24 protein-coding genes and 3 tRNA genes are annotated in these 22,293 nt (G+C 68.5%); 11 read left to right on the forward strand and 16 right to left on the reverse strand.

Annotation, left to right across the window (positions count from 1 at the left end; genetic code table 11):
• Complete coding sequence (locus FQU85_RS12155; protein WP_145848291.1) at positions 1–606, reverse strand: DNA-3-methyladenine glycosylase; 606 nt, start codon at positions 604–606, stop codon at positions 1–3.
• 124 nt (positions 607–730) lie between these two features.
• On the opposite strand from FQU85_RS12155, the gene FQU85_RS12160 reads away from it, so the two are divergent.
• The 3 genes from FQU85_RS12160 (at position 731) to FQU85_RS12170 (ending at position 3,479) form a co-directional block, all read left to right on the forward strand.
• Complete coding sequence (locus tag FQU85_RS12160; protein ID WP_145848293.1) at positions 731–2,701, forward strand: 3-hydroxyacyl-CoA dehydrogenase/enoyl-CoA hydratase family protein; 1,971 nt, start codon at positions 731–733, stop codon at positions 2,699–2,701.
• Positions 2,702–2,814: 113 nt separating this feature from the next.
• A tRNA-Glu gene (locus tag FQU85_RS12165) sits at positions 2,815–2,889 on the forward strand.
• A 206-nt stretch (positions 2,890–3,095) separates the two neighbouring features.
• Positions 3,096–3,479: a DUF5820 family protein gene (locus tag FQU85_RS12170; RefSeq protein WP_145848295.1), complete on the forward strand. Its 384-nt coding sequence runs from the start codon at positions 3,096–3,098 to the stop codon at positions 3,477–3,479.
• Here FQU85_RS12170 and FQU85_RS12175 read toward each other — a convergent pair.
• Positions 3,469–3,921 (reverse strand): AAA family ATPase, encoded by a 453-nt coding sequence (locus FQU85_RS12175; RefSeq protein WP_145848296.1) that lies wholly within the window; start codon positions 3,919–3,921, stop codon positions 3,469–3,471. The two genes, FQU85_RS12170 and FQU85_RS12175, sit on opposite strands and share 11 nt — an antisense overlap.
• A gap of 44 nt (positions 3,922–3,965) precedes the next feature.
• On the opposite strand from FQU85_RS12175, the gene FQU85_RS12180 reads away from it, so the two are divergent.
• Positions 3,966–4,409, forward strand: a complete 444-nt coding sequence (locus FQU85_RS12180) for a UPF0179 family protein (protein ID WP_145848299.1) — start codon at positions 3,966–3,968, stop codon at positions 4,407–4,409.
• Here FQU85_RS12180 and FQU85_RS12185 read toward each other — a convergent pair.
• On the reverse strand, positions 4,352–5,188 hold the full coding sequence (locus tag FQU85_RS12185; protein ID WP_145848301.1) for a succinylglutamate desuccinylase/aspartoacylase family protein: 837 nt from the start codon (positions 5,186–5,188) through the stop codon (positions 4,352–4,354). The genes FQU85_RS12180 and FQU85_RS12185 overlap by 58 nt on opposite strands.
• Positions 5,189–5,326: 138 nt before the next feature.
• Here FQU85_RS12185 and FQU85_RS12190 point away from each other — a divergent pair.
• From FQU85_RS12190 to FQU85_RS12205, 4 genes are all read left to right on the forward strand, one after another.
• A tRNA-Leu gene (locus FQU85_RS12190) sits at positions 5,327–5,411 on the forward strand.
• Positions 5,412–5,623: 212 nt separating this feature from the next.
• Positions 5,624–6,415: an inositol monophosphatase gene (locus tag FQU85_RS12195; protein WP_145848303.1), complete on the forward strand. Its 792-nt coding sequence runs from the start codon at positions 5,624–5,626 to the stop codon at positions 6,413–6,415.
• A 34-nt stretch (positions 6,416–6,449) separates the two neighbouring features.
• Positions 6,450–6,899, forward strand: coding sequence for an Lrp/AsnC family transcriptional regulator (locus FQU85_RS12200; protein WP_145848305.1), 450 nt, complete (start codon positions 6,450–6,452; stop codon positions 6,897–6,899).
• Positions 6,900–6,940: 41 nt separating this feature from the next.
• Positions 6,941–8,062, forward strand: a complete 1,122-nt coding sequence (locus FQU85_RS12205) for a DUF63 family protein (protein WP_145848307.1) — start codon at positions 6,941–6,943, stop codon at positions 8,060–8,062.
• Here the strand turns inward: FQU85_RS12205 and FQU85_RS12210 are convergent.
• From FQU85_RS12210 to purD, 3 genes are read right to left on the reverse strand one after another with little or no spacing between them, the layout of a single operon-like run.
• Positions 8,059–8,253, reverse strand: coding sequence for a XapX domain-containing protein (locus tag FQU85_RS12210; protein ID WP_145848309.1), 195 nt, complete (start codon positions 8,251–8,253; stop codon positions 8,059–8,061). The two genes, FQU85_RS12205 and FQU85_RS12210, sit on opposite strands and share 4 nt — an antisense overlap.
• Before the next feature lie 25 nt (positions 8,254–8,278).
• A complete protein-coding gene (locus tag FQU85_RS12215; protein WP_145848311.1) occupies positions 8,279–8,734 on the reverse strand; it encodes a ferritin-like domain-containing protein in 456 nt (151 codons plus the stop codon).
• A gap of 56 nt (positions 8,735–8,790) precedes the next feature.
• The gene (gene purD, locus FQU85_RS12220) at positions 8,791–10,077 is read right to left on the reverse strand and encodes a phosphoribosylamine--glycine ligase (protein WP_145848313.1); all 1,287 of its coding nucleotides are present in this window, start codon (positions 10,075–10,077) and stop codon (positions 8,791–8,793) included.
• 116 nt (positions 10,078–10,193) lie between these two features.
• Between purD and FQU85_RS12225 the strand changes: the two genes are divergently transcribed.
• The gene (locus tag FQU85_RS12225; RefSeq protein ID WP_145848315.1) at positions 10,194–12,281 is read left to right on the forward strand and encodes a thioredoxin domain-containing protein; all 2,088 of its coding nucleotides are present in this window, start codon (positions 10,194–10,196) and stop codon (positions 12,279–12,281) included.
• On the opposite strand, the gene FQU85_RS12230 is transcribed toward FQU85_RS12225, so the two are convergent.
• The gene (locus FQU85_RS12230; protein WP_145848317.1) at positions 12,271–12,654 is read right to left on the reverse strand and encodes a thioredoxin family protein; all 384 of its coding nucleotides are present in this window, start codon (positions 12,652–12,654) and stop codon (positions 12,271–12,273) included. The genes FQU85_RS12225 and FQU85_RS12230 overlap by 11 nt on opposite strands.
• A 98-nt stretch (positions 12,655–12,752) precedes the next feature.
• On the opposite strand from FQU85_RS12230, the gene FQU85_RS12235 reads away from it, so the two are divergent.
• Positions 12,753–13,712: a PLP-dependent cysteine synthase family protein gene (locus FQU85_RS12235; RefSeq protein WP_145848319.1), complete on the forward strand. Its 960-nt coding sequence runs from the start codon at positions 12,753–12,755 to the stop codon at positions 13,710–13,712.
• 227 nt (positions 13,713–13,939) lie between these two features.
• Here FQU85_RS12235 and FQU85_RS12240 read toward each other — a convergent pair whose 3' ends face one another.
• From FQU85_RS12240 to panB, 5 genes are all read right to left on the reverse strand, one after another.
• Positions 13,940–14,389, reverse strand: coding sequence for a DUF5804 family protein (locus FQU85_RS12240; RefSeq protein WP_145848321.1), 450 nt, complete (start codon positions 14,387–14,389; stop codon positions 13,940–13,942).
• A 1-nt stretch (position 14,390) separates the two neighbouring features.
• Positions 14,391–15,563, reverse strand: a complete 1,173-nt coding sequence (locus tag FQU85_RS12245) for a tRNA sulfurtransferase (protein ID WP_145848324.1) — start codon at positions 15,561–15,563, stop codon at positions 14,391–14,393.
• 54 nt (positions 15,564–15,617) lie between these two features.
• Positions 15,618–17,888 (reverse strand): CDC48 family AAA ATPase, encoded by a 2,271-nt coding sequence (locus FQU85_RS12250; protein WP_145848327.1) that lies wholly within the window; start codon positions 17,886–17,888, stop codon positions 15,618–15,620.
• Complete coding sequence (locus tag FQU85_RS12255) at positions 17,885–18,130, reverse strand: hypothetical protein (RefSeq protein WP_145848330.1); 246 nt, start codon at positions 18,128–18,130, stop codon at positions 17,885–17,887. Before FQU85_RS12255 ends, FQU85_RS12250 begins: the two co-directional genes overlap by 4 nt.
• A 310-nt stretch (positions 18,131–18,440) precedes the next feature.
• Positions 18,441–19,253, reverse strand: coding sequence for a 3-methyl-2-oxobutanoate hydroxymethyltransferase (gene panB / locus FQU85_RS12260; protein WP_145848332.1), 813 nt, complete (start codon positions 19,251–19,253; stop codon positions 18,441–18,443).
• Positions 19,254–19,336: 83 nt separating this feature from the next.
• On the opposite strand from panB, the gene FQU85_RS12265 reads away from it, so the two are divergent.
• Positions 19,337–19,582 carry a DUF5822 domain-containing protein gene (locus FQU85_RS12265; RefSeq protein ID WP_145848334.1) on the forward strand — a complete coding sequence of 82 codons (246 nt, stop codon included), beginning with the start codon at positions 19,337–19,339 and terminating at the stop codon, positions 19,580–19,582.
• On the opposite strand, the gene FQU85_RS12270 is transcribed toward FQU85_RS12265, so the two are convergent.
• From FQU85_RS12270 to FQU85_RS12285, 4 genes are all read right to left on the reverse strand, one after another.
• The gene (locus tag FQU85_RS12270) at positions 19,567–20,082 is read right to left on the reverse strand and encodes an HAD family hydrolase (protein ID WP_145848336.1); all 516 of its coding nucleotides are present in this window, start codon (positions 20,080–20,082) and stop codon (positions 19,567–19,569) included. The genes FQU85_RS12265 and FQU85_RS12270 overlap by 16 nt on opposite strands.
• Positions 20,083–21,210: an acyl-CoA dehydrogenase family protein gene (locus FQU85_RS12275; protein WP_145848337.1), complete on the reverse strand. Its 1,128-nt coding sequence runs from the start codon at positions 21,208–21,210 to the stop codon at positions 20,083–20,085. It lies immediately after the preceding gene.
• Positions 21,211–21,297: 87 nt separating this feature from the next.
• Positions 21,298–21,795 carry a multiprotein-bridging factor 1 family protein gene (locus FQU85_RS12280; protein ID WP_145848339.1) on the reverse strand — a complete coding sequence of 166 codons (498 nt, stop codon included), beginning with the start codon at positions 21,793–21,795 and terminating at the stop codon, positions 21,298–21,300.
• A 363-nt stretch (positions 21,796–22,158) separates the two neighbouring features.
• Positions 22,159–22,243: transfer RNA gene (locus FQU85_RS12285), tRNA-Leu, on the reverse strand.
• Between the last annotated feature and the right edge of the window lie 50 nt (positions 22,244–22,293).

Below are 22,293 nucleotides of genomic sequence, written 5' to 3' on the forward strand. Positions count from 1 at the left end.
CTAGTCCTCGACTTCGTCGACGGCTTCGGCGATGTTCTCCTCGGCGCGCCAGAGGTAGAGGGTCGCGTAACTCCGGTACGGACGCCAGCGCTCGGCGCGTTCACGCATTGCGGCGCGCGTGAGGTCTCCTTCGAACACCGTCTTCATTCCCTTCCGAACGCCCAGATCGCCGACGGGGAACACGTCCTCGCGGCCGAGCGAGAACAGGAGTTGCATGTCCGCGGTCCACTCGCCGACGCCCGTAATCGAGGTGAGTTCGTCGCGCACCTCGTCGTCGCTCAGTTCCTCGAAGAACCCTTTGCTGTAGTCGTTCTCGGTGAACGCGTCCGCGATGTTGTTCACGTACCGCGTCTTCTGCCGGGACAGCCCGGCGTCCCGCAGCACCTCGTCGTCGGCCTCCCGAATTCCGTCGGGCGTCACGTCGACGGCGTCGAACAGGCGTTCGCGGGTCGCGGACGCGGACGCCATCGACACCTGCTGGCGGATAACTGAGGTGACGAACCGCGCGAAGACGTCCTCGGCGGGGTCGATGGTGAGTTCGCCGTGCGCCTCGACCAGCGGCCCGAGATGAGGGTCGTCGCGGAGGAAGTCGTGAGGGTCGCTCATACCCGTGGAAGGACGGCGACGAGAATAGGCGTTACGTCACCCGTGAAAACCCGTGTAAACCCGCGAATCGTTCACGTCGGGCAGGAGGGAAACCTTCAATCGGCGTCCGTGTGACTCGTCGAATATGGATATCGAAAACATCGACACCATCGCGGTGCTCGGCGCTGGAAGCATGGGCCACGGCATCGCGGAGGTCGCCGCGCTCGCGGGGTACGACGTGAACCTGCGGGACATCAAAGAAGAGTTCGTGCAGAACGGCTACGAGCAGATCGAGTGGAGCCTCGACAAGCTCGCCGACAGCGGCCAGATAACCGAGGACGAGGCCGAGAGCGCGCTCGACCGCGTAACCCCGGTGGTGGACATGGAGGAGGCGACGGGCGACGTCGACTTCGTCGTTGAGGCCGTCCCGGAGAAGATGGACATCAAGAAGAACGTCTACCGGGAGCTCGAAGACCACGCGCCCGAGGACGCGGTGTTCGCGACGAACACCTCCTCGCTCTCCATCACGGATCTCTCCGAGGTGACGGAGCGACCCGAGCGCTTCTGCGGGATGCACTTCTTCAATCCCCCCATCCGGATGCAGCTGGTGGAGGTCATCTCCGGCGAGCACACCGACGACGACGTGCTCGACCTCACCGAAGCCCTCGCGCGTGAGTTCGAGAAGACGCCCGTGCGCGTCCGAAAGGACAGCCCGGGGTTCATCGTGAACCGCGTGCTCGTCCCGCTCCTCAACGAGGCCGCGTGGACCGTCCACGAGGAGGACGCGACCATCGCGGAGGTCGACTCCACGACGAAGTACGAGATGGGCCTCCCGATGGGGTCGTTCGAGCTCGCAGACCAGGTCGGCATCGACGTGGCGCTGGACGTGCTCGAGTACATGAACGACGTGCTCGGCGCGGCCTACGAGCCGTGCCCGCTCCTCGTGGAGAAGGTCGAGGCGGACGAACTCGGGAAGAAGTCCGGGCAGGGGTTCTACGACTACGAGGACGGCGGCCCCGACATCCCGACCGACGAGTCGTCGGAGGACGTGCGCCTCCGCCTCACGGCCGTGATGGCGAACGAGGTCGCGAAGCTCGTCGGCAACGACGTGGCCGACCCCGCCGAAATCGACGAGGCCGTGATGCTCGGCGCGGGCTTCCCGGACGGCCCCGCCCGCCTCGCGGACGACACCGGTCTCGCGACCCTGCGTGACACGCTCGACGACCTCCACGAGGAGACCGGCGCGGAGCGCTACGCGCCCGCCGACTACCTCGTCGAGCTCGCCGACACGGAGGGGAACTTCCACCCCGAGCACGGCGGCGAGGAGACCGAGCAGGAGTTCGACACCATCAGCATGGAGGTGACGGAGAACGTCGGGCAGATCACGCTCGACCGCCCGCACCGCATGAACACCGTGAACGAGGCGCTGCTCGAGGAGCTCGGCAGTGCCATCGACGCACTGGAGGACGACGAGGACGCGCGCGCCATCCTCATCACAGGCGCGGGCGACCAGGCGTTCAGCGCCGGCGCTGACGTGCAGTCCATGGCCGGGAGCGCCGACCCGCTCGACGCCGTCGAACTCTCCCGGCTCGGCCAGTCCACGTTCGGCAAGCTCGAAGCGGCCGACCTCCCGGTCGTCGCCGGTATCGACGGCTACTGCCTCGGCGGCGGCATGGAGATGGCGACCTGCGCCGACCTCCGCGTCGCCAGCCAGCGCAGCGAGTTCGGCCAGCCCGAACACAACCTCGGCCTGCTCCCCGGCTGGGGCGGCACCCAGCGGTTGAAGAACATCGTCGGCGAGGGCCGCGCGAAGGAGATCATCTTCACCGCCGACCGCTACGAGGCCGCCGAGATGGAGTCCTACGGCTTCGTGAACGAGGTCACGCAGAACGACAGCCTCGAAGACGAGGCGTTCGACCTCGCGCGCGACCTCGCGCAGGGCCCGCCGCTCGCCCAGAAGTACACGAAGCGCGCGATGCGCGCCGGCCGCGACAGCACCGACGCCGGTCTCGAAGCCGAAGCCCAGGCCTTCGGACAGCTGATGAACACCGACGACCTCATGGAGGGCGTCACCGCCTTCATGGGCGACCGCGACCCCGACTTCCAGGGCGAGTAACCCGCTCGCAGTCCCCGCTTTTCTCGCGACCGACCGAAGTGTGTCGACGCGTTCCACACCCACCGCGAGTAGAGAGATTTAAGAGTCCGTGTCCTCTCACTCAGAATGCGAACGCTCGATTGGTGTAGTCCGGCCAATCATGAGGGCCTTTCGAGCCCCCGACAGGGGTTCAAATCCCCTATCGAGCATTCTCAGAGTGCGTTACTCCCCGTAGTGAACTCTATCGCTGGCGAATCCCTCGACTCCATAGAGTCAGCGGGGATTTGAACCAGGGAACGAAGCGCCGCGGAGTGACCGAGGAGGACTTCCCTAGCGGGCAGTCTCACGGGGCTATTCTCGGGAGTGCCGACGCTCCCCGAACGCCTTATCCGGAATCCGATACAATCGCGGGGTGATGACGGAGTGGTCGCTGCCCGACGGCTGGACGGTGTGGAGCGACGAGGACGGCGGACGCACAGTGTTGGTGTTCCGGCCGGACGTGTTCGACGGCGCGGACTTCCCCGCGCCCTGCCTGCCGACCATCTACGTGAGCCGTCGCAGTCCCGGCACGCGGCTCCGACAGCGCGACCGAACGGCGGGGCCGTGGCACGTCTCGCTCTCCCTCGAACCGGAAGTCCGCGTCGCTGCCGCGGACGAGACCGTGGACACGCGCCGGGAGGCCGTCGCGGCGGCCACCCGCCTCGCGGAGCGCTTCGCGAACGGCGAGGTGGCGTACCGGGACGCCTACCAGGTGCCCCGCGAGGACTACCTGGACGAACTCGACCGGCTCACGAACTGAGCCAGTCCGCGACCCGCCGGCTGGCGAGCGAGAACGCCGTTTCTTCGGGAAGGATTCGCGTGTCCACGGTGAAGTCCGCGTCCGCGGTCGCCTCTTGCTCGCGGAACGCCCGGTGGATGGTTCTGACGCCCGGTTCGCCTATCGAGTCCGCGCGCTCCCAGTCCCGGCGGAGGCAGGTGTCGAGGGCGGCGGTGACGTACAGGCAGTACGCGTCGTCGAGGTCGCGCGCCCACCCCCGCCAGTCGGGGTCGTGGAACGTGCCGTCGAGGACGACGAGAGGGTGCTCGCGGCGGCGCGCTTCGGCGTCGTCGAGCAGGCGCTCGTAGGTGCGAGTGGTGTAGTCGTCGGAGTGGAGGACGGGGGCGTCGAAGCGCTCCGCGAGGCGGGTCGCGAGCGTGGTCTTCCCGGCAGCCGGCGGGCCGAAGACGACGAGCAGGCTCATGCGGGGACGGGAGGCTTATGCGTGTTCACCGGCAACTCCCGAGCATGTTGACGCTCGTCGGGACGCGGCTCGCAGACCCCGGGACGGAGTTCGTCTACCGGGGCGAGGCGAGCGCTTGCGAGGACTGTCCGTACCGCAAGCAGTGCCTGAACCTCACCGAGGGCGTCCGGTACGAGGTGACCGACGTCCGAAAGAACGGCCAGGAACTCGACTGCGGCGTGCACGACGGCGGCGTGGTCGCCGTGGACGTGGAACCCGCGAGCGTCCGCGCGAACGTCCCGTCGAAGGGCGCGTACGCCGGCAGCAGGGGCCAGTTGCTGGGGCCGTGTCCGCACACCGAGTGCCCGAGCCACGAGTACTGCGAGCCGATGGGCGTGGACTTCGACGAGAACCGGAAAATCGAGGAGATCGTCGGCGACCCGCCCCACGACTACTGCGCGCTCGGCCGGGAGTTGACGCTCGTGGAGTTCGCGCCCGAGGGCGACTGACCGAGCGAGTCCTGTTTCTGTCCGTGGTAGCCGAACTGGTTCGCGTACCCGTACGGTGAGAGGAGCACGGGGTAGAAGTCGCGGTCGGCGCGGATGACTTCGCCGTCGGCGGCGGCGACGGGGTCGCCCGCCTCGACGAACGAGAAGTTCTCCGCGAACACCTCGTACTCGTCGGCCGCGGGTTTCGGAATCGGGTCGCCCATCGTGAACGCCGGGAGTTCGCGTTCGACGGCGTCACCGGGGAGCGCGCCTTCCACCGTGAGGAACTCCCGGGCGAGCGTGTACGCGTTCTCCGCCGCTGTCTCCGAGCCCTGGAGGCCGGCTTCGACCTCGACGATGTCGGCGTCCGCGGCGAAGAGACGGCCGTCGCCGAAGTCCTGCGTGTCCACGAGCGCCACGACGGAGAGCCGCGGGACGATGCGCTGGACGTGCGCGGCGCGCCCGTCGCTCACCGCGAACGGGTCGGCGTGGGACTGCGTGGAGTGAATGGAGAACACGGTCATCCCCTGCACTTCTGCCGCGAGCTCCTGCGCGAGCTGTCGCTCGTGGGCGTCCGCGGGCGTGTCCGGCGTGAACGACCGGTTCAGGTCGGAGTCCACGTACCGGACGCCGCGCTCTAGGGCTTTCTCGTTGACGACGATGCACTTCACGGGGCGTTCGACGTCCGGGTCGTCGTCGAGGAGTCGCTCTATCGCGCGAACCCCACAGGGTTCGTCGCCGTGCACTCCGCCGACGACGGCCAACTCGGGGTCGCCGTCGCCCAACTGTTCGACGCGCATTCACTCGATAGGAGGGGCGCGTTCGCCAAGTGCGTTGCGCTCCCCTCCGGAGCCTGCGACGACCGCTCCGCCGCAGCCGCGCGAGCGCCGCGTAATCCGCAGTGCTTAAACGCGCCACACTCCGATTCAGGGTCGCGTGCGGGGGTCGCCAAGCCTGGTCAACGGCGGCGGGTTCAAGCCCCGCTCTCGTAGGAGTTCAAGGGTTCGAATCCCTTCCCCCGCATGTGTGCGCGAGAGCGCGAACATGCACGAGGGACGATTCGAATCACGTCAGTCGCAGCCCGAACGGGTCGTCTGACGGCGGTTCGAATCCCTTCCCCCGCATGGTCAGTCCATGCGTGGAAGTCCGCGAGGCGGACTTCCCCCGCAAACTCACGTGCCCGATAGCGGTCGCTTCATCGACGTCTTCTTGCCGGTGCCGTCGTTCGTTCGACTATGAGCGAACGCGATAGGGCGTCGGTGGTGGAGTCGGCCGCGCGCGCCGGCGCTCGCGTTGCGGACGAGTTCTTCCGAACGGACATCGACGTGGAGACCAAAGACGGGAAGACGGACGTGGTGACGCACGCCGACCGGGACGCCCAGCGCGAGGTTATCGAGGCGGTTCGGGAGTCGTTTCCGGAGGACGCCATCGTGGGCGAGGAGGAGGACGAGCTGAAGGAGGTCCCCGAGCGGGGGCCGGTGTGGGTCATCGACCCCATCGACGGGACGAACAACTACGTGCGGGACATCCCGGTGTGGGCGACGAGCGTCGCGGCGGTGGAAGACCGAGAGACGGTGGCGGCGGCGAACGTCCTGCCCGCGCTCGGCGACACCTACGTCTCGAACGAGGCGGGCGTGTGGCTGAACGGCGATCCGGTGTCGGTGAGCGGCGAGGACGACCCGGAGGCGTTCACGGTGTCGCCGACGGTCTGGTGGGCGTTCGCTGACCGCGACGAGTACGCGGGCATCTGCGAGGGCGTCGTCGAGCGGTTCGGCGACATGCGGCGGTTCGGGAGCGCGCAGGTGTCGCTGTCGATGGTGGCGGCGGGCCAGTTGGAGGCGACGGTGACGAACGTCGAGACGAACCCCTGGGACACGGTCGCGGGCGTGCACATGATTCGGCAGGCCGGCGGGCGCGTGACGGACATCGAAGGCGACGAGTGGACGCCGGAGAGCGCGGGCCTGGTGGCGTCGAACGACACCAGACACGAGGCGGTGCTCGCGGCCGCGCGGCGTGCAATCGAGTAGCAAACGTATTGAGTTCCCGAACCCCACGGGGCGTATGGACCTCGACGACACGGACCGCGCCATCCTCCAGGCGCTCCAGGAGGACGCGCGCGTGCCGTTCAGCGAGATCGCGAGACGCATCGACATGTCGAGCGCGACCGTCCACGACCGCGTGAAGCGCATGGAGGAGGAGGGCGTCATCCGCGGCTACCACGCCGACGTCGACCCGGAAGCCATCGGCTACGGCCTCTCGGCCATCGTCGGACTGCGGGTCGAGCAGGGCCGGGAGGACGAGGCGCTCGACCTCCTGAAGAGCATCGACGGCGTGCAGGAGATAACGCTCACGACGGGCGAGTGGGACATCGTGATGCGGGTGTACGCGCCGGACACGGCGAAACTCCGCGAGCTCATGTTCGACCGCATCGCGCAGGTGGAGGGGTTCGCGCGCTCCCAGACGATGGTCGTCCTCGACACCGAGTACCGGACGCACGAGCTCCCGGTCTGAGACCGGAAGCGTAAAGCGGCCCCTGAGACGATTTCCCGCACATGACTTTCCCGGAGACCGACCGCGAGCGAGCGTGGACGGCGGGCGTCGGCGCCGCCCTGCTCGCGCTCGTCGGTGGGTCCGTCCTCTTCTACGACGCGGTGTACGGTGGGTTCGTCTGGCACTACTTCTGGGGGCCGGTGTACGCGGACGCCCACGGCGCGGCCTGTGCGGCGTGGAACGGCGGCAGCCCCGTCCTCTACGACAGCGCCGCCCGGTGCGCGCAGGCCGCCGAACCCGTGGCGTACCCCGGGTACACGCTCGTGAGCGAAGTCGGGTACATGGTGACGCTCATCGTGATGCTCAGCGGCGTCGTCTTCCTCCTCGACCGCCTGACGGTCGGCGAGGACCGCCGGCTGCTGTTCGCGCTGTTGCCGTTCATGTTCTTCGGCGGCGCGCTCCGCGTCGTCGAGGACGCGAACGACGCGCTCGGCGGGAGCGCCATCAGCTACCCCTGGAACGCGTTCATCATCAGCCCGCTCATCTACTTCACCGTCTTCTTCCTCGCGGTGGGCGCGCTCGTCGTCGCCGTCTGGCTCTCCCGGCGCGACTACACCGACGACTACTACCGGCCGCTCGCCGCCATCGGGAGCGCCGCGCTCGCGCTCGCCCTCGGCTACCTCGGCTACCTCGCCGCGACCACCGACCGCGTCCACTTCATTCCCGTGTTCACGGTGCTCACCATCGGCATCGCCACCGCGCTCGCCGCGGCGATCTACAAGGGCGCAGACGCGTTCGCGCCAGAAATCAACTACGGCACGGGGTTCGCGGGCGCGGTCGTCATCTGGGGGCACGCCGTCGACGGCGTGTCGAACGTCATCGGCCTCGACTGGGGCGGCGAACTCGGCTACCCCTACGGCGACCTCGTCCCGAAACACCCCGTGAACAGCGCCATCGTCGACCTCACTCAGCAGTACGTCCCGCAGGGCGTCACCGCAGTCGTCGGCGACGCCTGGGGGTTCCTCCTCGTGAAACTGGTCGCGGCGACGTTCGTCGTCTGGCTGTTCAACGACGACCTCTACGATGAGAACCCGCGGTTCGCCGTGCTCCTCCTCGTCGCCGTGCTCGCGGTCGGTCTCGGCCCGGGGACGCGCGACATGCTCCGCGCGACCTTCGGAATCTAGAGACCGAGCGCCTCCACGATGTCGTACTGGACGCCCGCGTACTCCACGAGCTTGTACCCGACGTAGATACCGACGATCCCCATCACGCCCGCGAGGCTGGGCGGCGCGGGAATCGGCACTTCGAAAAAGCGGAACACTGCGCCCGTAATCGCGCCGGTGAGGAGCGCGAGGACGACGTACGTGGCGTTCATACCGCCACGTCGCGCCTACTGGGTGTTAGTCGTTCTTGTACTCCGTGCGGTAGCCGCGGAACTCCGTGCGGTGGGCTTCCTCGTCCGCGAGCAGCGTCACCGCGAGGTCTTCCGTCACGGGGTCGTTCGCGTCCTCGGCGGCGTCGATGAGTTCGCGGTACGTGTTGATGGCGTCCTCCTCGGCGTCGATGACGCCCTCGATGACGGAGAGCACGTCCGTGGTGTCCTCGGGCGGCTGGAGGCTGTGCTGGTGGGCCTCGAACTCGCCGGAGCCGGGCGGGGACTCGTCGAGCTGTTTGAGGCGCTCGCCGAGCTGTTCTGCGTGCCCGAGCTCTTCTTGAATGTCCGCCTGGAGGGACTCCTTGATCTCCTCGGCGCGCACGCCGTCGAGGACGATGGAGTTCGACATGTAGTTCATCACGGTCTCGATTTCGTCCTGATACGCCTGCTTGAGGAGGCGGGCGACGTCGTTTTTCGACATGCAGGAAGAAGAACGCGCGCGTGCCACTTAGAGTTACTCGCCCCGTCCGCGGGCGGTCACTCGCGAATGCGTTCGACGTGGTCGATGCGGCGCTGCACGAGGGCGGCGGTTCCGATGTCGTCGCGAATCCGGAAGCCGTCTTCCACGTCCGCGAGCGCGGCGCTCGCACGTTCCTCTGCCTCGTCGATGGTGGCACCGAGACCGACGACGGCGAAGCTGCGGGAGGTGGTGGTGTAGACGCCGTCGTCGCGGGCGTCGACGCTCGCGTAGAAGAGGATGGCGTCCTCGCCGACGGAGTCCTCGGTGACGGTGACGCGCGCGCCGGCCTCGGGGTCGGTCGGATAGCCTGCGGGGACGGCGTACTTGCAGACGGTGGCAGTGGGTTCGAACGCGAGGTCGGGGAGGGGTTCGCCGTCCCTGGCGGCCGTGAGCACGTCGAGGAGCGGCGTCTCCATGACGGGGAGCGTGTTCATCGCCTCGGGGTCGCCGAAGCGCGCGTTGAACTCCACCACGTTGACGCCGTCGGCGGTGAGCATGAACTGGCCGTAGAGCACGCCCCGGTACGTCGGGAGAGCGTCCACGACGGCCTCCAGCACGTCGACGGCGTCGTCGTAGTCCTCGGCGGTCATGAACGGGAGCGTCCGCGAGGCGTCCGAGTAACTCCCCATGCCGCCGGTGTTCGGGCCCTCGTCGCCCTCGAAGGCGCGCTTGTGATCCTGGACGGCGGGCGTCGGTCGCACGTCGCCGTTCGCGACGAACGCCTGCACCGTGAACTCCTCGCCGACGAACCGCTCCTCCAGCACGACTTCGTCGTAGTCCTCCTCGCGGAGGTACGCCTTCGCCTCTTCTTTCGTCACCTGGTCGCCCGTGACTTTCACGCCCTTCCCGCCGGTGAGGCCCGCGGGCTTCACCGCGAGGTCGCCGTCGTAGGCGTCGATGTACTCGCAGGCGGCCTCGGTGTCGGTGAACGTCTCGAAGTCGGGACAGCCCGGGATGTCGTGGTCGCGCATGAACTCGCGCTGGAACGCCTTGTCCGTCTCGATGCGAGCGTCGGCCTCCCGCGGGCCGAACGCGTACACGTCCGCCGCTTCGAGAGCGTCCACCACGCCGGCGGCGAGCGGCGTCTCGGGGCCGATGACCGCGAGGTCGGCGTTCACGGCCTCGGCGTGCGCGGCGACCGCGTCCGGGTCGGTCTCGTCCAGCGTCTCGAACGACTCGGCGAGCGCGTCGATGCCGGGGTTGCGGTTGCTCGCGCACGCGTGGAGGTCGCAGTCCGACGCGAGCGAGCGAGCGACGGCGTGTTCGCGGCCGCCGCCGCCGACGAGGAGCACGGTCTCGGTCATACGCGACGAGAGTGAACAAAGGAGTGTAAAGGTTGCTCTTGGCACGGAAGTCAGTATCCGCGTTCGTGTATATCCTTGAACTCCGTGTTTTTCCGGGCGGCCCCCGAAACAGGGGTATGACCGACCCGCTCGCGCGGAACCGACTGAGCGAGGAGGGCAGTCCGTACCTCCGGCAGCACGCCGACAATCCCGTTCACTGGCAGCCGTGGGACGACGACGCAATCGAAGCGGCGCGGGAACGCGACCGCCCGCTGTTCGTCTCCATCGGGTACTCCGCCTGCCACTGGTGTCACGTGATGGAAGAGGAGTCGTTCTCCGACCCGGACATCGCCGCGACACTGAACGACGAGTTCGTTCCCGTGAAGGTCGATCGGGAGGAGCGCCCCGACCTGGACGACGTGTTCATGACGGTCTGTCAGCTCGTCCGCGGCGGTGGCGGCTGGCCGCTCTCCGTCTGGCTCACCCCCGAGTTGAAGCCGTTCTACGTCGGGACGTACTTCCCGCCGGACGCGAGCCGGAACCAGCCCGGGTTCCGGCAGCTGCTGGACGACATCGCTGAGTCGTGGCGGACGGAGCGCGCGGACGTCGAGGCGCGCGCCGACCAGTGGACGTCGGCGGTTCGGGGCGAACTGGAGGACGTCCCCGACCCGATCGACGCCGCGCCGGGGAGCGACGCGCTCACCGCGGTCGCGGACGCGGCCCGAGACCGCGCGGACGACGAGCACGGCGGGTGGGGCGGGAGTCAGAAGTTCCCGCAGCCGAGTCGGATTCACGCGCTCCTCCGCGCCGCCGACCGAACCGGCGACGACGCCTACACGCGGACGGCGACACGGGCGTTAGACGCGATGGCCGACGGCGGCCTGCGCGACCACGTGGGCGGCGGCTTCCACCGGTACTGCGTCGACCGCGACTGGACGGTGCCGCACTTCGAGAAGATGCTGTACGACAACGCCGAACTCGCCCGCGCCTACACCGCCGCCCACCAGGCCACCGGCGACGACCGGTACGCGGAAATCGCGGGGGAGACGCTCGACTTCGTCGACCGCGAGCTCAGCGACGGACGGGCGTTCTACGCGACGCTGGACGCGCGGAGCGGCGACGAGGAGGGGTCGTTCTACGTCTGGACGCCGGACGAGGTGGACGCCGCCGTCGCGGACGCCGGGGATGCGGAACTGTTCCGGGCGCGCTACGGCGTCACCGAACCGGGGAACTTCGAGGGCGACACCGTGCTCACCGTCGCGGAGTCCGTGGAGACGCTGGCGGACGACCACGACCTGCGCGAATCCGAGGTCGCGGAGCGTCTCGAACGCGCCCGCGAACAGGTCTTCGAGACCCGCGAGGGGCGGACGCGGCCCGCGCGGGACGAGAAGGTGATTTCCGCGTGGAACGGCCTCGCGGTTCGAGCGTTCGCCGAGGCGGGTCTGGTGCTTGACGACGCGTACGGGGAGCGGGCGGCCGCGGCGCTCGACTTCGCGCGCGAGGAACTCTGGGACGCGGAGTCTGGCGCGCTCGCCCGCCGGTGGCTGGACGGGGAGCGCTCCGGGCCGGGCTACCTCGACGACTACGCGTTCCTCGCGCGCGGCGCGCTCACGACGTACGAAGCCACCGGCGACCACCGACACCTCGCGTTCGCGCTCGACCTCTCCCGCGCGCTCGTCGAACAGTTCTACGACGAGAACGCGGGCGCGCTCTACTTCAGCACGCCCGACACGCCGCTCGCGCGCCCGCAGGAGACCGAAGACCGTTCCACGCCCTCGCCCGTCGGCGTCGCCTGCGAGACCCTGCTCGCGCTGGACGCGTTCGCGCCCGACGACCGACTCGGCGAGGTGGTGAAGCGAGTGTTGGAGACGCAGGGCGCGAACATACGGGAGTCGCCGCTCGGCCACGCGTCGCTCGCGCTCGCCGCCGACACCTACGAGACCGGCCACCTCGAACTCACCGTCGCCGCCGCCGAACTTCCAGAAGACTGGCGGCGAGTGGTGGCGGACACCTACCTCCCGGACCGCCTGCTCTCCCGGCGACCGCCGACGGACGGCGGGCTGACGGAGTGGCTCGCCGACCTCGGCGTCTCGGACGCCCCGCCGCTGTGGGCGGGCCGGGAGGCGACCGAGGGAGCGACGGCGTACGTGTGTCGGCGCGCGTGCTCGCCGCCGCTCACGACCGGCGAAGAGCTCTCGGAGTGGATTCGAGAGTTCAGGCCGTAATCGCGCGGAGTTCGCTCGCGAGGTACTCGGCGATGGGCTGGTCTTCTTCCTCGACGAACCGCGCGAGTTCGTCGCCGTCCGCGTCCTCCACCAGCACGGTCGGGATGAGCGAGACCTCGTACTCCGCCATCTTCGGGCCGGTCTTCACGCCGTTCTCACGCTCCACGGGGTAAGTGGAGATTCGGTCGTGAGACACGCCGGCGGCGGCGAGCGCGGCGGCGAACTCGGGGAGTTGTTCGGTGCAGTCGGGACACCAGTCCGCGCCCCACACGCGAACGTGCGTGGAGTCGTCGAGGGAGGCGAGCGTCTTCACGGCGTCCTCGTGGGCGGCCTCGTCCCACTCGCGGGCGGGCGTCATGCAGTCCAGCGTCATATCTCGGGGTACGCGCTCGGGGGGCTTAACGGGTACGTCCCGGCACTCCCTGCCGGCGTCCAGTACGTGTTTAGGACTGGAGCGCGTTAGTGAGGGCAATGAGAGACAGCATCCTCGACACCATCGGCACGCCGCTGGTTCGCCTGTCGTCGCCCGAGGGTGCGACCGTCGCCGCGAAGGTGGAATCCTTCAACCCCGGCGGCTCGGCGAAGGATCGGCCCGCGCGCGAGATGGTTCGCGCCGCCGAGGAAGCGGGCGACATCCAGCCGGGCGACAGACTCGTCGAGGCGACCAGCGGGAACACCGGCATCGGATTGGCGGTCGTGTGCGCCGCCCGGGGCTACGACCTCACCATCGTCATGCCCGAGTCGAAATCCGAGGAACGCCGCCGGCTCCTGACGGCGTACGGCGCCGACCTCGAACTCGTCGCGGGCGAGATGGCGGACGCGAACAACCGCGCCGCCAGGATGGCGCGCGAGAACCCCGACACCTACCACGTCAGCCAGTTCGAGAACGAAGCCAACCCCCGCGCGCACTACCGCACCACCGCCGAGGAAATCATCGAACAGGTCGAGGGCCGCGAAGTCGACGCGCTCGTCGCCGCCATCGGCACGGGTGGCACGATTACGGGCACCGCCACCCGCCTCCGAGAGGAGTATCCAGACATGGACGTCGTCGGCGTCGAACCCGTCGAGAACCCCGTTCTCACCACGGGCGAACCCGGCAACGACGACTACCAGGGCATGGGCCCCGGGTTCGTCAGCGACCTCCTCGACACCGCCCTCCTCGACGCGGTCGAAACCGTCGCCCTCGACGACGCCGAAGCCGAATGCCGCCGGCTCGCCCGCGAGGAAGGCATCCTCGTCGGCCAGTCCAGCGGCGCGGCGTCCATCGCCGCCACCCGGGTCGCCGACCGCCTCGCCCAACCCGAACTCGACTGCCCCGAACCGCCCGCCGCCCTCGCCGATGGGGGACACGACTACGACGACTGCCCGCTCGTCGTCACCATCCTCCCCGACTCCGGCGAACGCTACCTCAGCGCCGGCACCTTCGACTGAACGTTTTTACCACTCGGGTCGCGCGCTGCGCGACCACTCGCGGCAAAAACCTTCACGAAAAAGACCGAGCGCGTCGCGCTCGGGAGAACCGCGTCGCCCGGGCTCTCCGAGCGCAGAGATTCGCCGCGCGAAGCGCGGGCCGAGGAACCCCCGAAGGGGGTGACGACGGCGTTTGGTCTAGCGTTTGCCGAGCGCCGGCGTCGCCGGCGCGCAGCGTAAAAGGCGGGTCAGAAGAACTCGTCCTGCGTGACCCTGACGACGACCGTGTCCTCGTATTCGCTTCGTTCGTAGTCGCCGTCGCCGCCGCTGCCGCGGAGGACGTGGGTCGGATCGACGAGGCGGCCGTTCTCGACGCCGTAGACCTTGAGTCGGTTGATCGGGTCGTCGGGGGAGACGGTTCCGTCCCGGATTTCGCGGGCGAGGGGGCGGGAGAGCCACTCGTGGCGGCTGACGCTGGGATCCCGGACGAAGGCGTCGCTCGTGAGGCGGGCGAGGTACCAGTTGAGATCGTTGAGGAGGCTGACGGCCGCGCCGAGGCTGACGGTGTCGAGGACGACGGTGTTGTCCCAGGGCTCGGTGATGTCGTAGGTGCCGAGCGCGCGGCGGGCGGTGTCGTACCCGTAGAGGTCGACCGGGAGGCTGGAGTCGTCGTCCGCGACGAGGCAGACCCGCGTCATGTCATGCGACCTCCACGCGCTCGCGGTCGGCGACCGCCGAGTCGATGAGGGCATCGAGGTCGTCGGGGACGGCGGCGCGCACCACCGCGGGGTCGGCGTTGGTCTCGGGGTAGTCGGGCGCGATGCGGTTGCAGCCGGCGTTGACGGTGGCGGTGTCGAACGTCCCGATGTCGCGCGCCTGCGAGACGATGTCCTGTTTGTCCCGCGTGAACAGCGGCCGGTGGATCGGGAGCGTGGTGGCGTCGTCGACGGCGGCGAAGTTCGCGGCGGTCTGACTCGACTTCTGCCCGAGCGCCTCCCCGGTGACGATGCCGACCGCGCCCGCTTGCTGGGCGACGGCTTCGGCGATGCGGTACATCAGGCGGCGGTAGACGAGCATCCGTTCCGCGCCGGTCTCCTCGACGACGCGCTCGACGGCGGGGCCGGCGGGAACTCGGTGGACGGTGAGGTCGCGGCCGGACGCATAGGCGGAGAGCAGGCGAACGGTCTCGATGGCGCGCGCCTCGTGGTCGGGGCCGCCGTACGGGCCGAGGTCGAGGTAGACCGGAATCACGGGAGCGCCGCGTTTCATGGCTTCGTACGCCGCGACGGGCGAGTCGATGCCGCCCGAGACGAGCGCGACGAGCGGGCGCTGCGTCCCCAGCGGCAGGCCGCCCGGTCCGTCGCGTTTTTCGAGAAAGACGTACGCGGCGTCGCCCCGGCACTCCACGAAGAAGGTGATGTCGGGGTCGTCCAGGTCTACTTCGGGCTGGAACTCGTCTTCGACGGCCTCCCAGACGGCTTCGCCGCCCGCGCGACCGATGTCCTGACTCGTGAAGTCGTGGCTGCCCGCGCGGCGCGCCTCGACGGCGAACGCACCCCCGGTGTAGTGTTCGCGGGCGGTGTTCGCGAGCGCGCGCCGGATGCCGCGCATCGTCGGATCAACCACGAGACAGGGGCTCGCGGAGACGACGCCGAACGCGTCCGTCGCGGCGTCCGTAATCGCGTCCACGTCATCGCCCCTCGCGAAAATCCGCGCCCACCGCGCGTCCACGGACGCCTCGATATCCCGCGCGTCGAGCGTGCGTTCGAGGTTCTCCCGGAGCACGCGCTCCATGTCGGACTGCACCTTCGCGGACTTCGACCCGACGTCCCCGTGTCGCACGAGCACGGTGTCCGCACCGGGAGGAATCATACCGCGCTCTAGTGAGGGAGACGCCTTACGGCCTTCGAAAAAACGAGCGCGGGCTTACTGGAACGCGTGCCCGCTCGCGAACTCTTCTTCGTCCGGACTTTCCGCCTTCTGGAAGCGTTCTTCGATCTCCTCGTACTGCTCGCGAACCTCCGCGTCCACGCTCGCACCGACCTCGTCGAGCGCGTCCTCGAAGTGCTCCATCGTGACGCGGACGTTCCCCACGCTCTCGACGGCTTCCTCGGGGCTGACGGAGTTGACGAACTCGCGGGTCGCGTTCATCGTCGCTTCCCGGGCGAGCGCCTCCAGATCCGCGCCGACGAAGCCGTCGGTGCGCGCAGCGACCGTGTCGAGATCCACGTCGTCGGCCAGCGGTTTCTCGCGCGTGTGAACCTCGAGGATGGCGCGGCGCGCGTCCTCGTCGGGCACGGGCACGTGGACGTGCCGGTCGAGGCGGCCGGGACGGAGGAGCGCGGAGTCGATGAGGTCGGGGCGGTTCGTCGTCGCGACCACGACCACGTCCTCCAGGTCTTCGATGCCATCCAGCTCGGTGAGGAGCTGGCTGACGACGCGCTCGCCGACGCCGGAGTCGCCCATGTTTCCGCCACGCTGGCCCGCGATGGAGTCGATCTCGTCGAAGAACACCACGGTGGGTGCGTTCGACCGCGCCTTCTCGAACACCTCACGGACGCCCTTCTCGGACTCCCCGACGTACTTGTTGAGGAGTTCGGGGCCCTTCACGGAGATGAAGTTCGAGTTCGCCTCGTTCGCCACCGCTTTCGCGAGCAGCGTCTTCCCGGTGCCCGGCGGGCCGTAGAGGAGGACGCCTTTCGCGGAGTCGAGGTCCATCGACTCGAACACCTCGGGGTAGTCGAGCGGCCACTGGATGGTCTCGCGCAGGCGCTCTTTCGTGTCTTCGAGGCCGCCGACGCTGTCCCAGGTCGTGTCGGGAACTTCGACGAACACCTCGCGGAGCGCGGACGGCTCGATGCCCTTCAGCGCGTCCTTCATGTCCGCCTCCGTGACCTGAATGGATTCGAGGAGCTCCGCGTCGATCTCCTCGGATTCGAGGTCTATCTGGGGGCGGACGCGGCGGAGCGCGTTCATCGCGGACTCCTTCGCGAGGGATTCGATGTCCGCGCCGACGAACCCGTGCGTGTTCTCCGCGTACTCGTCGAGGTCGATGCCGTCCGCGAGCGGCATGCCGCGCGTGTGCACCTGGAGGATCTCCGTCCGGCCGTCCTTGTCGGGGACGCCGATTTCGATTTCGCGGTCGAACCGGCCGCCGCGGCGGAGCGCGGGGTCGATGGCGTCGACGCGGTTGGTGGCCGCGATGACCGTCACGTCGCCGCGCTCTTCGAGGCCGTCCATGAGGCTGAGGAGCTGGGCGACGACGCGGCGCTCCACGTCCCCGCTCGTCTCACCGCGCTTCGGCGCGATGCTGTCGATTTCGTCGATGAAGATGATGGCGGGCGTGTTCTCCTCCGCCTCGTCGAACACCTCGCGCAGCTGCTCCTCGGACTCCCCGTAGTACTTCGACATGATTTCGGGGCCCGAGATAGTCTCGAAGTGCGCGTCGATCTCGTTCGCGACCGCCTTCGCGATGAGCGTCTTCCCGGTGCCCGGCGGGCCGTGCAGGAGGACGCCTTTCGGCGGTTCGATGCCGAGCTGCTGGAACAGTTCGGGGTGCCGCATCGGGAGTTCGATCATCTCCCGCACCTGTTCGAGCTCCTCGTCCAGGCCGCCGATGTCCTCGTACGCGACGTTCGGCGTGGCGTCGCCGCTCTCGTCGCCGCCGGTCTGGATCTCCTCGGCGGGCCGCTCGGAGAGCTGGATCTCGCTGGAGTCCGTGACGACGACCGTGCCGTCCGGCTCTGTGTCCGCGATTTTCACGGGGATCTGCTGGCCGCTCGACGACCCGAGGCCGCCGAACCCGAAGCTGATGTGGACGGTCTGCCCGGCGGTGACGGGGCGGCCGCTCAGGCGGTCGCGCACCATCGGAGAGATGTCGCCGCGCACGCGCAGGTTCTGCGGGAGCGCGACCGTGATGGCGCCGGCGGGCTTGATGTCCGCCTTCTCCACCTCGACCCGGTCGTCGATGCCCACGTCGGCCTCCTGGCGGAGGCGGCCGTCGATGCGGGCGACGCCCTGGCCGTCGTCCTCGGGGTAGCCGGGCCAGACGCGCGCGACGGCGCGACCCGAGTCCGTCCCGCTGATGACGATGTAGTCGCCGTTCTCGAGGCCGAGTTCCTGCATCGACTGTCGGTCGATGGCGGCCAGTCCACGGCCGGCGTCCTTCTGCTTTAGGGGTTTGACCGTGAGTTTCATCGTTCCACCTCGATAGTGACGACGCCGTTCGTAATAGTTGCTTTCGCCACGTCGCCCGCGGGGACGTCGAACTCGCGCTGCTCGCCCTCGCCGTCGGCGACGAGGATGGCCGTGCCGTCGACGACGTCCACGGAGACGCCGTCGGCGCTCGTACCGAGGTCGGCGGCGACGATGGTCCGGTCGTCGTAGTCGTACTGACGGACCATCTCCCCGCTCTCGCTGACGGAGGTGCGTTCGTTCATGCTAACCCATAGTTAGTCCGCTAAGTATTTAAAGGTTTCTCCGAAGTGGAGGGGGCCGGGTAGCGAATATAGAATAGTGGTAGAATTGCGGTTCACACCAGTGGGTGCCGTTCCTACCCCATCCTACACGCGCCCCGCCCTAAACGCCGTCGCCACCAGCACTCATCACGGGGTAGTTCCACCGAGCGCGCTCACCCGAGACGGTTCATCGAGTCGATGTTAGACGAAAAATGGCGGGTCGTCTGTCGGCGCATCGAAGATGCGCCGTTCACCGGTCGCCGGCGGCGACCCCGAACCGGAAAAAAGTCCGTTAGTAGAGGTCGTCGAGGTCGTCTGCGGCGTGGCTGTGTTCGCTCGCGGGGAAGTCGCCGTTCTCGACGTCCCGCTTGTACTCGGTGATGGCGGACTCCATCTCCGCCTTGAGGTCGCCGTACTGCTTCGCGAAAGGCGGACTCCAGTCGGTCATGCCGAGCACGTCGGTGACGACGAGAACCTGCCCGTCGGTGTCGGGGCCGGCGCCGATGCCGATGGTGGGGATGTCGATGGCGTCAGTTATCTGGGCGGCGACGTTCGCGGGGACGTGTTCGAGGACGAGGCTGAACGCGCCGGCGTCCGCGTGGGCTTCGGCGAGGCGGAGGATTTCGCTCGCGGTGTCCTCGGTGGTTCCCTGGCGGGTGTAGCCGCCGAGTTGGTTGACGTGCTGGGGGGTGAGGCCGAGGTGGGCCATCACGGGAATTCCGAGCGAGGTGAGGGTGTCCGTCAGCTCGACGGTATGCTCGCCACATTCGAGTTTCACCGCCTGCGCACCCGCGTCCTTGAGGAGGCGTCCCGCGTTCTCGACGCTCGCCTCCTCGCTCGCGCCGAAGCTGAGGAATGGCATGTCGGCGACCACGAGCGTGTCCTCGGTCGCGCGCGCGACGGCGCCCGTCCTGCTCGCCACGTCGTCCATCGTCACTGGGAGGGTGGAGTCGTATCCCATCACGGCGTTCCCCATGCTGTCCCCGACGAGCACCACGTCGAGGCCGGCGTTCTCGACGGCGGCCGCGGTCGGCGCGTCGTACGCCGTGAGCATGGTTATCGGCTCGTCGCCCGCCTTCCGACGGATGTCCTGAACGGTCGGCATACGTCGAAATGCGCGAGGACCCGGGTAAGCGTTTCCGAACCGGAAGAGCGGGGTTTATGCGGGCACGCGCCGAGAGTACAGGTGTGCCAGAGCGCGTCGAGACGCACGAGACGGACGGCGTGGACTACGCGTGGGTGATGCAGACGACGTTCGTCCTCACTATCGTCGTCGGCGCGCCCGTCGTCGCGCTGCTCTCCGTGTTCACCGACCTCAGAACGTGGGCGTCGATGGCGATGTTCGCCGTGCGCGTCGGCGCGGTGGTCTGGATTCTCACCGCCGTTCCCGTCTTCCTCTACGCGCGGAAGCGAGCGCGTCACCCCTCGACGTAGCGGAACTCGGTGCCCGCGCGCTCGGCGGTCTCCGCGTCCCGTTCGGCGTCACCGACGAACACCACGCGCTCCGGGCGAACGCCGAGCGCGCGAACCGCCGCCCGCAGCGGCTCCGGGTGGGGTTTGCGCTCCGCCACCGAATCCCGGCCGACCACCGCCTCGACACTGTCGAGCAGGCCGTGTCGGGAGAGGGCGATCCGGCAGGCGGCCTCGCAGTTCAGCGAACACACCGCCGCCGGAACGTCGCTCCCGGCGAGTTCGTCGGCCAGCGGGAGGGACTCCGCCGTTCTCGCGCCCTCACGCTCGTACTCGCTGATGATCCGTTCAGCCTCGCCGCCGACGCCCGCGGATTCGGCGGCGTCGAGCAACCCCCAGGTCCCGTAGTCGTCGGGGTTCACGCGCGCGGAGTCGAGGAGCGCACGGAGGTCGGCGGCCACCGCGCGCCAGTCGACCGGGAGGTCGACGAGCGTTCCATCGAGGTCGTAGACGACGCCGTCCATCTAATCGAGGAGGCCGCGGGCGATGACCTCCTTCTGGATCTCCGAGGTGCCCTCGTAGATGGTCGTTATCTTCGCGTCCCGGTAGTAGCGCTCCACGTCGAAGTCGGTCGTGTAGCCGTAGCCGCCGTGAATCTGGACGGCCTCGTTCGTGATGTCGACGGCTGCCTCGCTCGCGTGGTACTTCGCCATCGCCGCCGCCTCCTGGTAGTTCTCGCCCCGGTCGGCCTTCGCGGCCGCATTCCGGCAGAGGAGGCGAGAGGCCTGGAGTTCGGTTCGCATCTCCGCTATCTTCTCCCGAATGCTCCCGAACTGGCCGATGGGCTGGTCGAACTGCTCGCGGTCGTTCGCGTACGCGACCGCGTCGTCGAGCGCGGCCTGCGCGAGTCCGACCGCCTGCGACGCGATGCCGACGCGGCCGCCCGTGAGGATGTGCAGCGCCGCCGACAATCCTTCTCCCTCCGGCGTCAATCGGTTCTCAGCGGGGATGCGGGCGTCGTCGAACGTGAGCGTCGTCGTGTCGCTCGCGCGCAGCCCGAGTTTGTCCTCGCGCGGGCCGACGGAGAGGCCGTCGGTGTCCTTCGGCACGACGAACTGCGTGATGCTCCCGGGGTCGTCCCGGTCGGTCTTCGCGAACAGGACGACGACGCCCGAGCGCTCGCCGTTCGTTATCCACTGCTTCGTGCCGTTGACGACGTACTCGTCGCCGTCGCGGCGCGCCTCCGTCTCCATCCCCGCCGGGTTCGACCCCGCCTGCGGTTCCGAGAGCGCGAACGCCCCCACCGGACGCCCCTCAGCCATCTCCGGCAGCCAGCGCTCCTTCTGGGCCTCGTCCCCGAACTCCGCCAGACAGGACGTGGCGAGGCAGTGCACGGAGAGCGCCGTCGCCACCGACAGCATTCCGTACGCCAACTCCTCGTTCACCACGCTGTACGTGAGTTTCTCCACGTCCAGCCCCCCGTACGCCTCGGGCACCGTCATCGCCGTCAAATCGAGGTCGGCGAGCGTGTCCCAGACGCCCTCCGGGAACGACTCCGTCCGATCGGCCTCCGCGGCCACCGGCGCGAGTTCCTCCGCTGCCACCTCACGCGCGACCTCCCGTATCGCCTCTTGCTCCGCAGAGAGCTCCATACGCAATACTCGCCGGAAGAGGAGAAAAAACGCCTGGTTCCACACCCGCGACTACGCGGCCACGTTCCATCGCACGCACGGCGAGAACTACTCCTGCGTCACGTCCACGCCGAGTCTGTCCTCGAGTTTCGCGATGAGCGACCCGCCCACGCCCGCGCGGTTCGCCCGCCCCTGCTCGACCGCCAGCAGGTCGTTCTCGTCGACGCCCAGTTCGTCCGCCAACTCCTCCAACTGCAGCCCCGCTTCCTGTCGAGCCTTCTGAATCGTCCGCCCGTAATCCGAGGAGAGATACGGGAGCTGGTCGCCCTCGTAGTTCGTGCCTTCCTCCTCCCAGCGCGTCGAATCACCGGTCGCCGCGTCGAACTGCCGCGCCGTGTTCCGCGCCGCCTGCTTCCGACGCTGCTGTTCTTCCGACACCTCACGCTCCGCCTTCGACGACTCGTCGAGGTTCGCACAGTTCGAACACACCTGCAACTCCGCGCCCGCCACGCTCGCCGTCGTCAACGACTCCGACGAGGTCCCGCAGAGCTCACAGGACCCACTGGATCCCCCACCGGAGGATCCACCGGTCGAATACTTGGCCATACACACCCCTATGATGGACTACCCATTTTAACACCTCGCTTACCGGCACGAACGCGGACAGAACACGACACCGCGCCCACGACCGACCGCCGAGGCCACGGCCGGCCGGTGTCGGGCCAAGATATCGCCGCATGCCACCGTGGCTGGTCGATGTTGGTTCGTCAGTAAGTTGTGCGTGGGTGAGCGGGCCGAACCGCTTCGCGGCCCGGCTGCCACCCGAACCCTCCGGGTTCGGGAGTGTCCCGGTAGGGGAACACCGTGGCTGGTCGGTGTTACGCCGTCAGTAAGTTGTGCGTGGGTGATGTCCCGGTAGGGGAGATCACCGTGCATCGCAGCGTTGGACGGTGTGTCCGTCCGGTGCGATGCGTGGGACCGGATTTGAACCGGCGAACCTCTACAGGACAGCGCCCTCAACGCTGCGCCTTTGGCCTAGCTTGGCTACCCACGCTCGCGCGTGTTTCGCTGCACTCCATGGTAGCCGCGGCCATAATAAAACCC

Source organism: Salarchaeum sp. JOR-1 (assembly GCF_007833275.1).
In the GTDB taxonomy this organism is placed as follows: domain Archaea; phylum Halobacteriota; class Halobacteria; order Halobacteriales; family Halobacteriaceae; genus Salarchaeum.

Bases quoted from the DNA above. Each gene is read 5' to 3' on its own strand.
- FQU85_RS12155 (WP_145848291.1), bottom strand. From the start codon at position 606: ATGAGCGACCCTCACGACTTCCTCCGCGACGACCCTCATCTCGGGCCG.
- FQU85_RS12160 (WP_145848293.1), top strand. From the start codon at position 731: ATGGATATCGAAAACATCGACACCATCGCGGTGCTCGGCGCTGGAAGC.
- FQU85_RS12170 (WP_145848295.1), top strand. From the start codon at position 3,096: ATGACGGAGTGGTCGCTGCCCGACGGCTGGACGGTGTGGAGCGACGAG.
- FQU85_RS12175 (WP_145848296.1), bottom strand. From the start codon at position 3,921: ATGAGCCTGCTCGTCGTCTTCGGCCCGCCGGCTGCCGGGAAGACCACG.
- FQU85_RS12180 (WP_145848299.1), top strand. From the start codon at position 3,966: ATGTTGACGCTCGTCGGGACGCGGCTCGCAGACCCCGGGACGGAGTTC.
- FQU85_RS12185 (WP_145848301.1), bottom strand. From the start codon at position 5,188: ATGCGCGTCGAACAGTTGGGCGACGGCGACCCCGAGTTGGCCGTCGTC.
- FQU85_RS12195 (WP_145848303.1), top strand. From the start codon at position 5,624: ATGAGCGAACGCGATAGGGCGTCGGTGGTGGAGTCGGCCGCGCGCGCC.
- FQU85_RS12200 (WP_145848305.1), top strand. From the start codon at position 6,450: ATGGACCTCGACGACACGGACCGCGCCATCCTCCAGGCGCTCCAGGAG.
- FQU85_RS12205 (WP_145848307.1), top strand. From the start codon at position 6,941: ATGACTTTCCCGGAGACCGACCGCGAGCGAGCGTGGACGGCGGGCGTC.
- FQU85_RS12210 (WP_145848309.1), bottom strand. From the start codon at position 8,253: ATGAACGCCACGTACGTCGTCCTCGCGCTCCTCACCGGCGCGATTACG.
- FQU85_RS12215 (WP_145848311.1), bottom strand. From the start codon at position 8,734: ATGTCGAAAAACGACGTCGCCCGCCTCCTCAAGCAGGCGTATCAGGAC.
- purD (WP_145848313.1), bottom strand. From the start codon at position 10,077: ATGACCGAGACCGTGCTCCTCGTCGGCGGCGGCGGCCGCGAACACGCC.
- FQU85_RS12225 (WP_145848315.1), top strand. From the start codon at position 10,194: ATGACCGACCCGCTCGCGCGGAACCGACTGAGCGAGGAGGGCAGTCCG.
- FQU85_RS12230 (WP_145848317.1), bottom strand. From the start codon at position 12,654: ATGACGCTGGACTGCATGACGCCCGCCCGCGAGTGGGACGAGGCCGCC.
- FQU85_RS12235 (WP_145848319.1), top strand. From the start codon at position 12,753: ATGAGAGACAGCATCCTCGACACCATCGGCACGCCGCTGGTTCGCCTG.
- FQU85_RS12240 (WP_145848321.1), bottom strand. From the start codon at position 14,389: ATGACGCGGGTCTGCCTCGTCGCGGACGACGACTCCAGCCTCCCGGTC.
- FQU85_RS12245 (WP_145848324.1), bottom strand. From the start codon at position 15,563: ATGATTCCTCCCGGTGCGGACACCGTGCTCGTGCGACACGGGGACGTC.
- FQU85_RS12250 (WP_145848327.1), bottom strand. From the start codon at position 17,888: ATGAAACTCACGGTCAAACCCCTAAAGCAGAAGGACGCCGGCCGTGGA.
- FQU85_RS12255 (WP_145848330.1), bottom strand. From the start codon at position 18,130: ATGAACGAACGCACCTCCGTCAGCGAGAGCGGGGAGATGGTCCGTCAG.
- panB (WP_145848332.1), bottom strand. From the start codon at position 19,253: ATGCCGACCGTTCAGGACATCCGTCGGAAGGCGGGCGACGAGCCGATA.
- FQU85_RS12270 (WP_145848336.1), bottom strand. From the start codon at position 20,082: ATGGACGGCGTCGTCTACGACCTCGATGGAACGCTCGTCGACCTCCCG.
- FQU85_RS12275 (WP_145848337.1), bottom strand. From the start codon at position 21,210: ATGGAGCTCTCTGCGGAGCAAGAGGCGATACGGGAGGTCGCGCGTGAG.
- FQU85_RS12280 (WP_145848339.1), bottom strand. From the start codon at position 21,795: ATGGCCAAGTATTCGACCGGTGGATCCTCCGGTGGGGGATCCAGTGGG.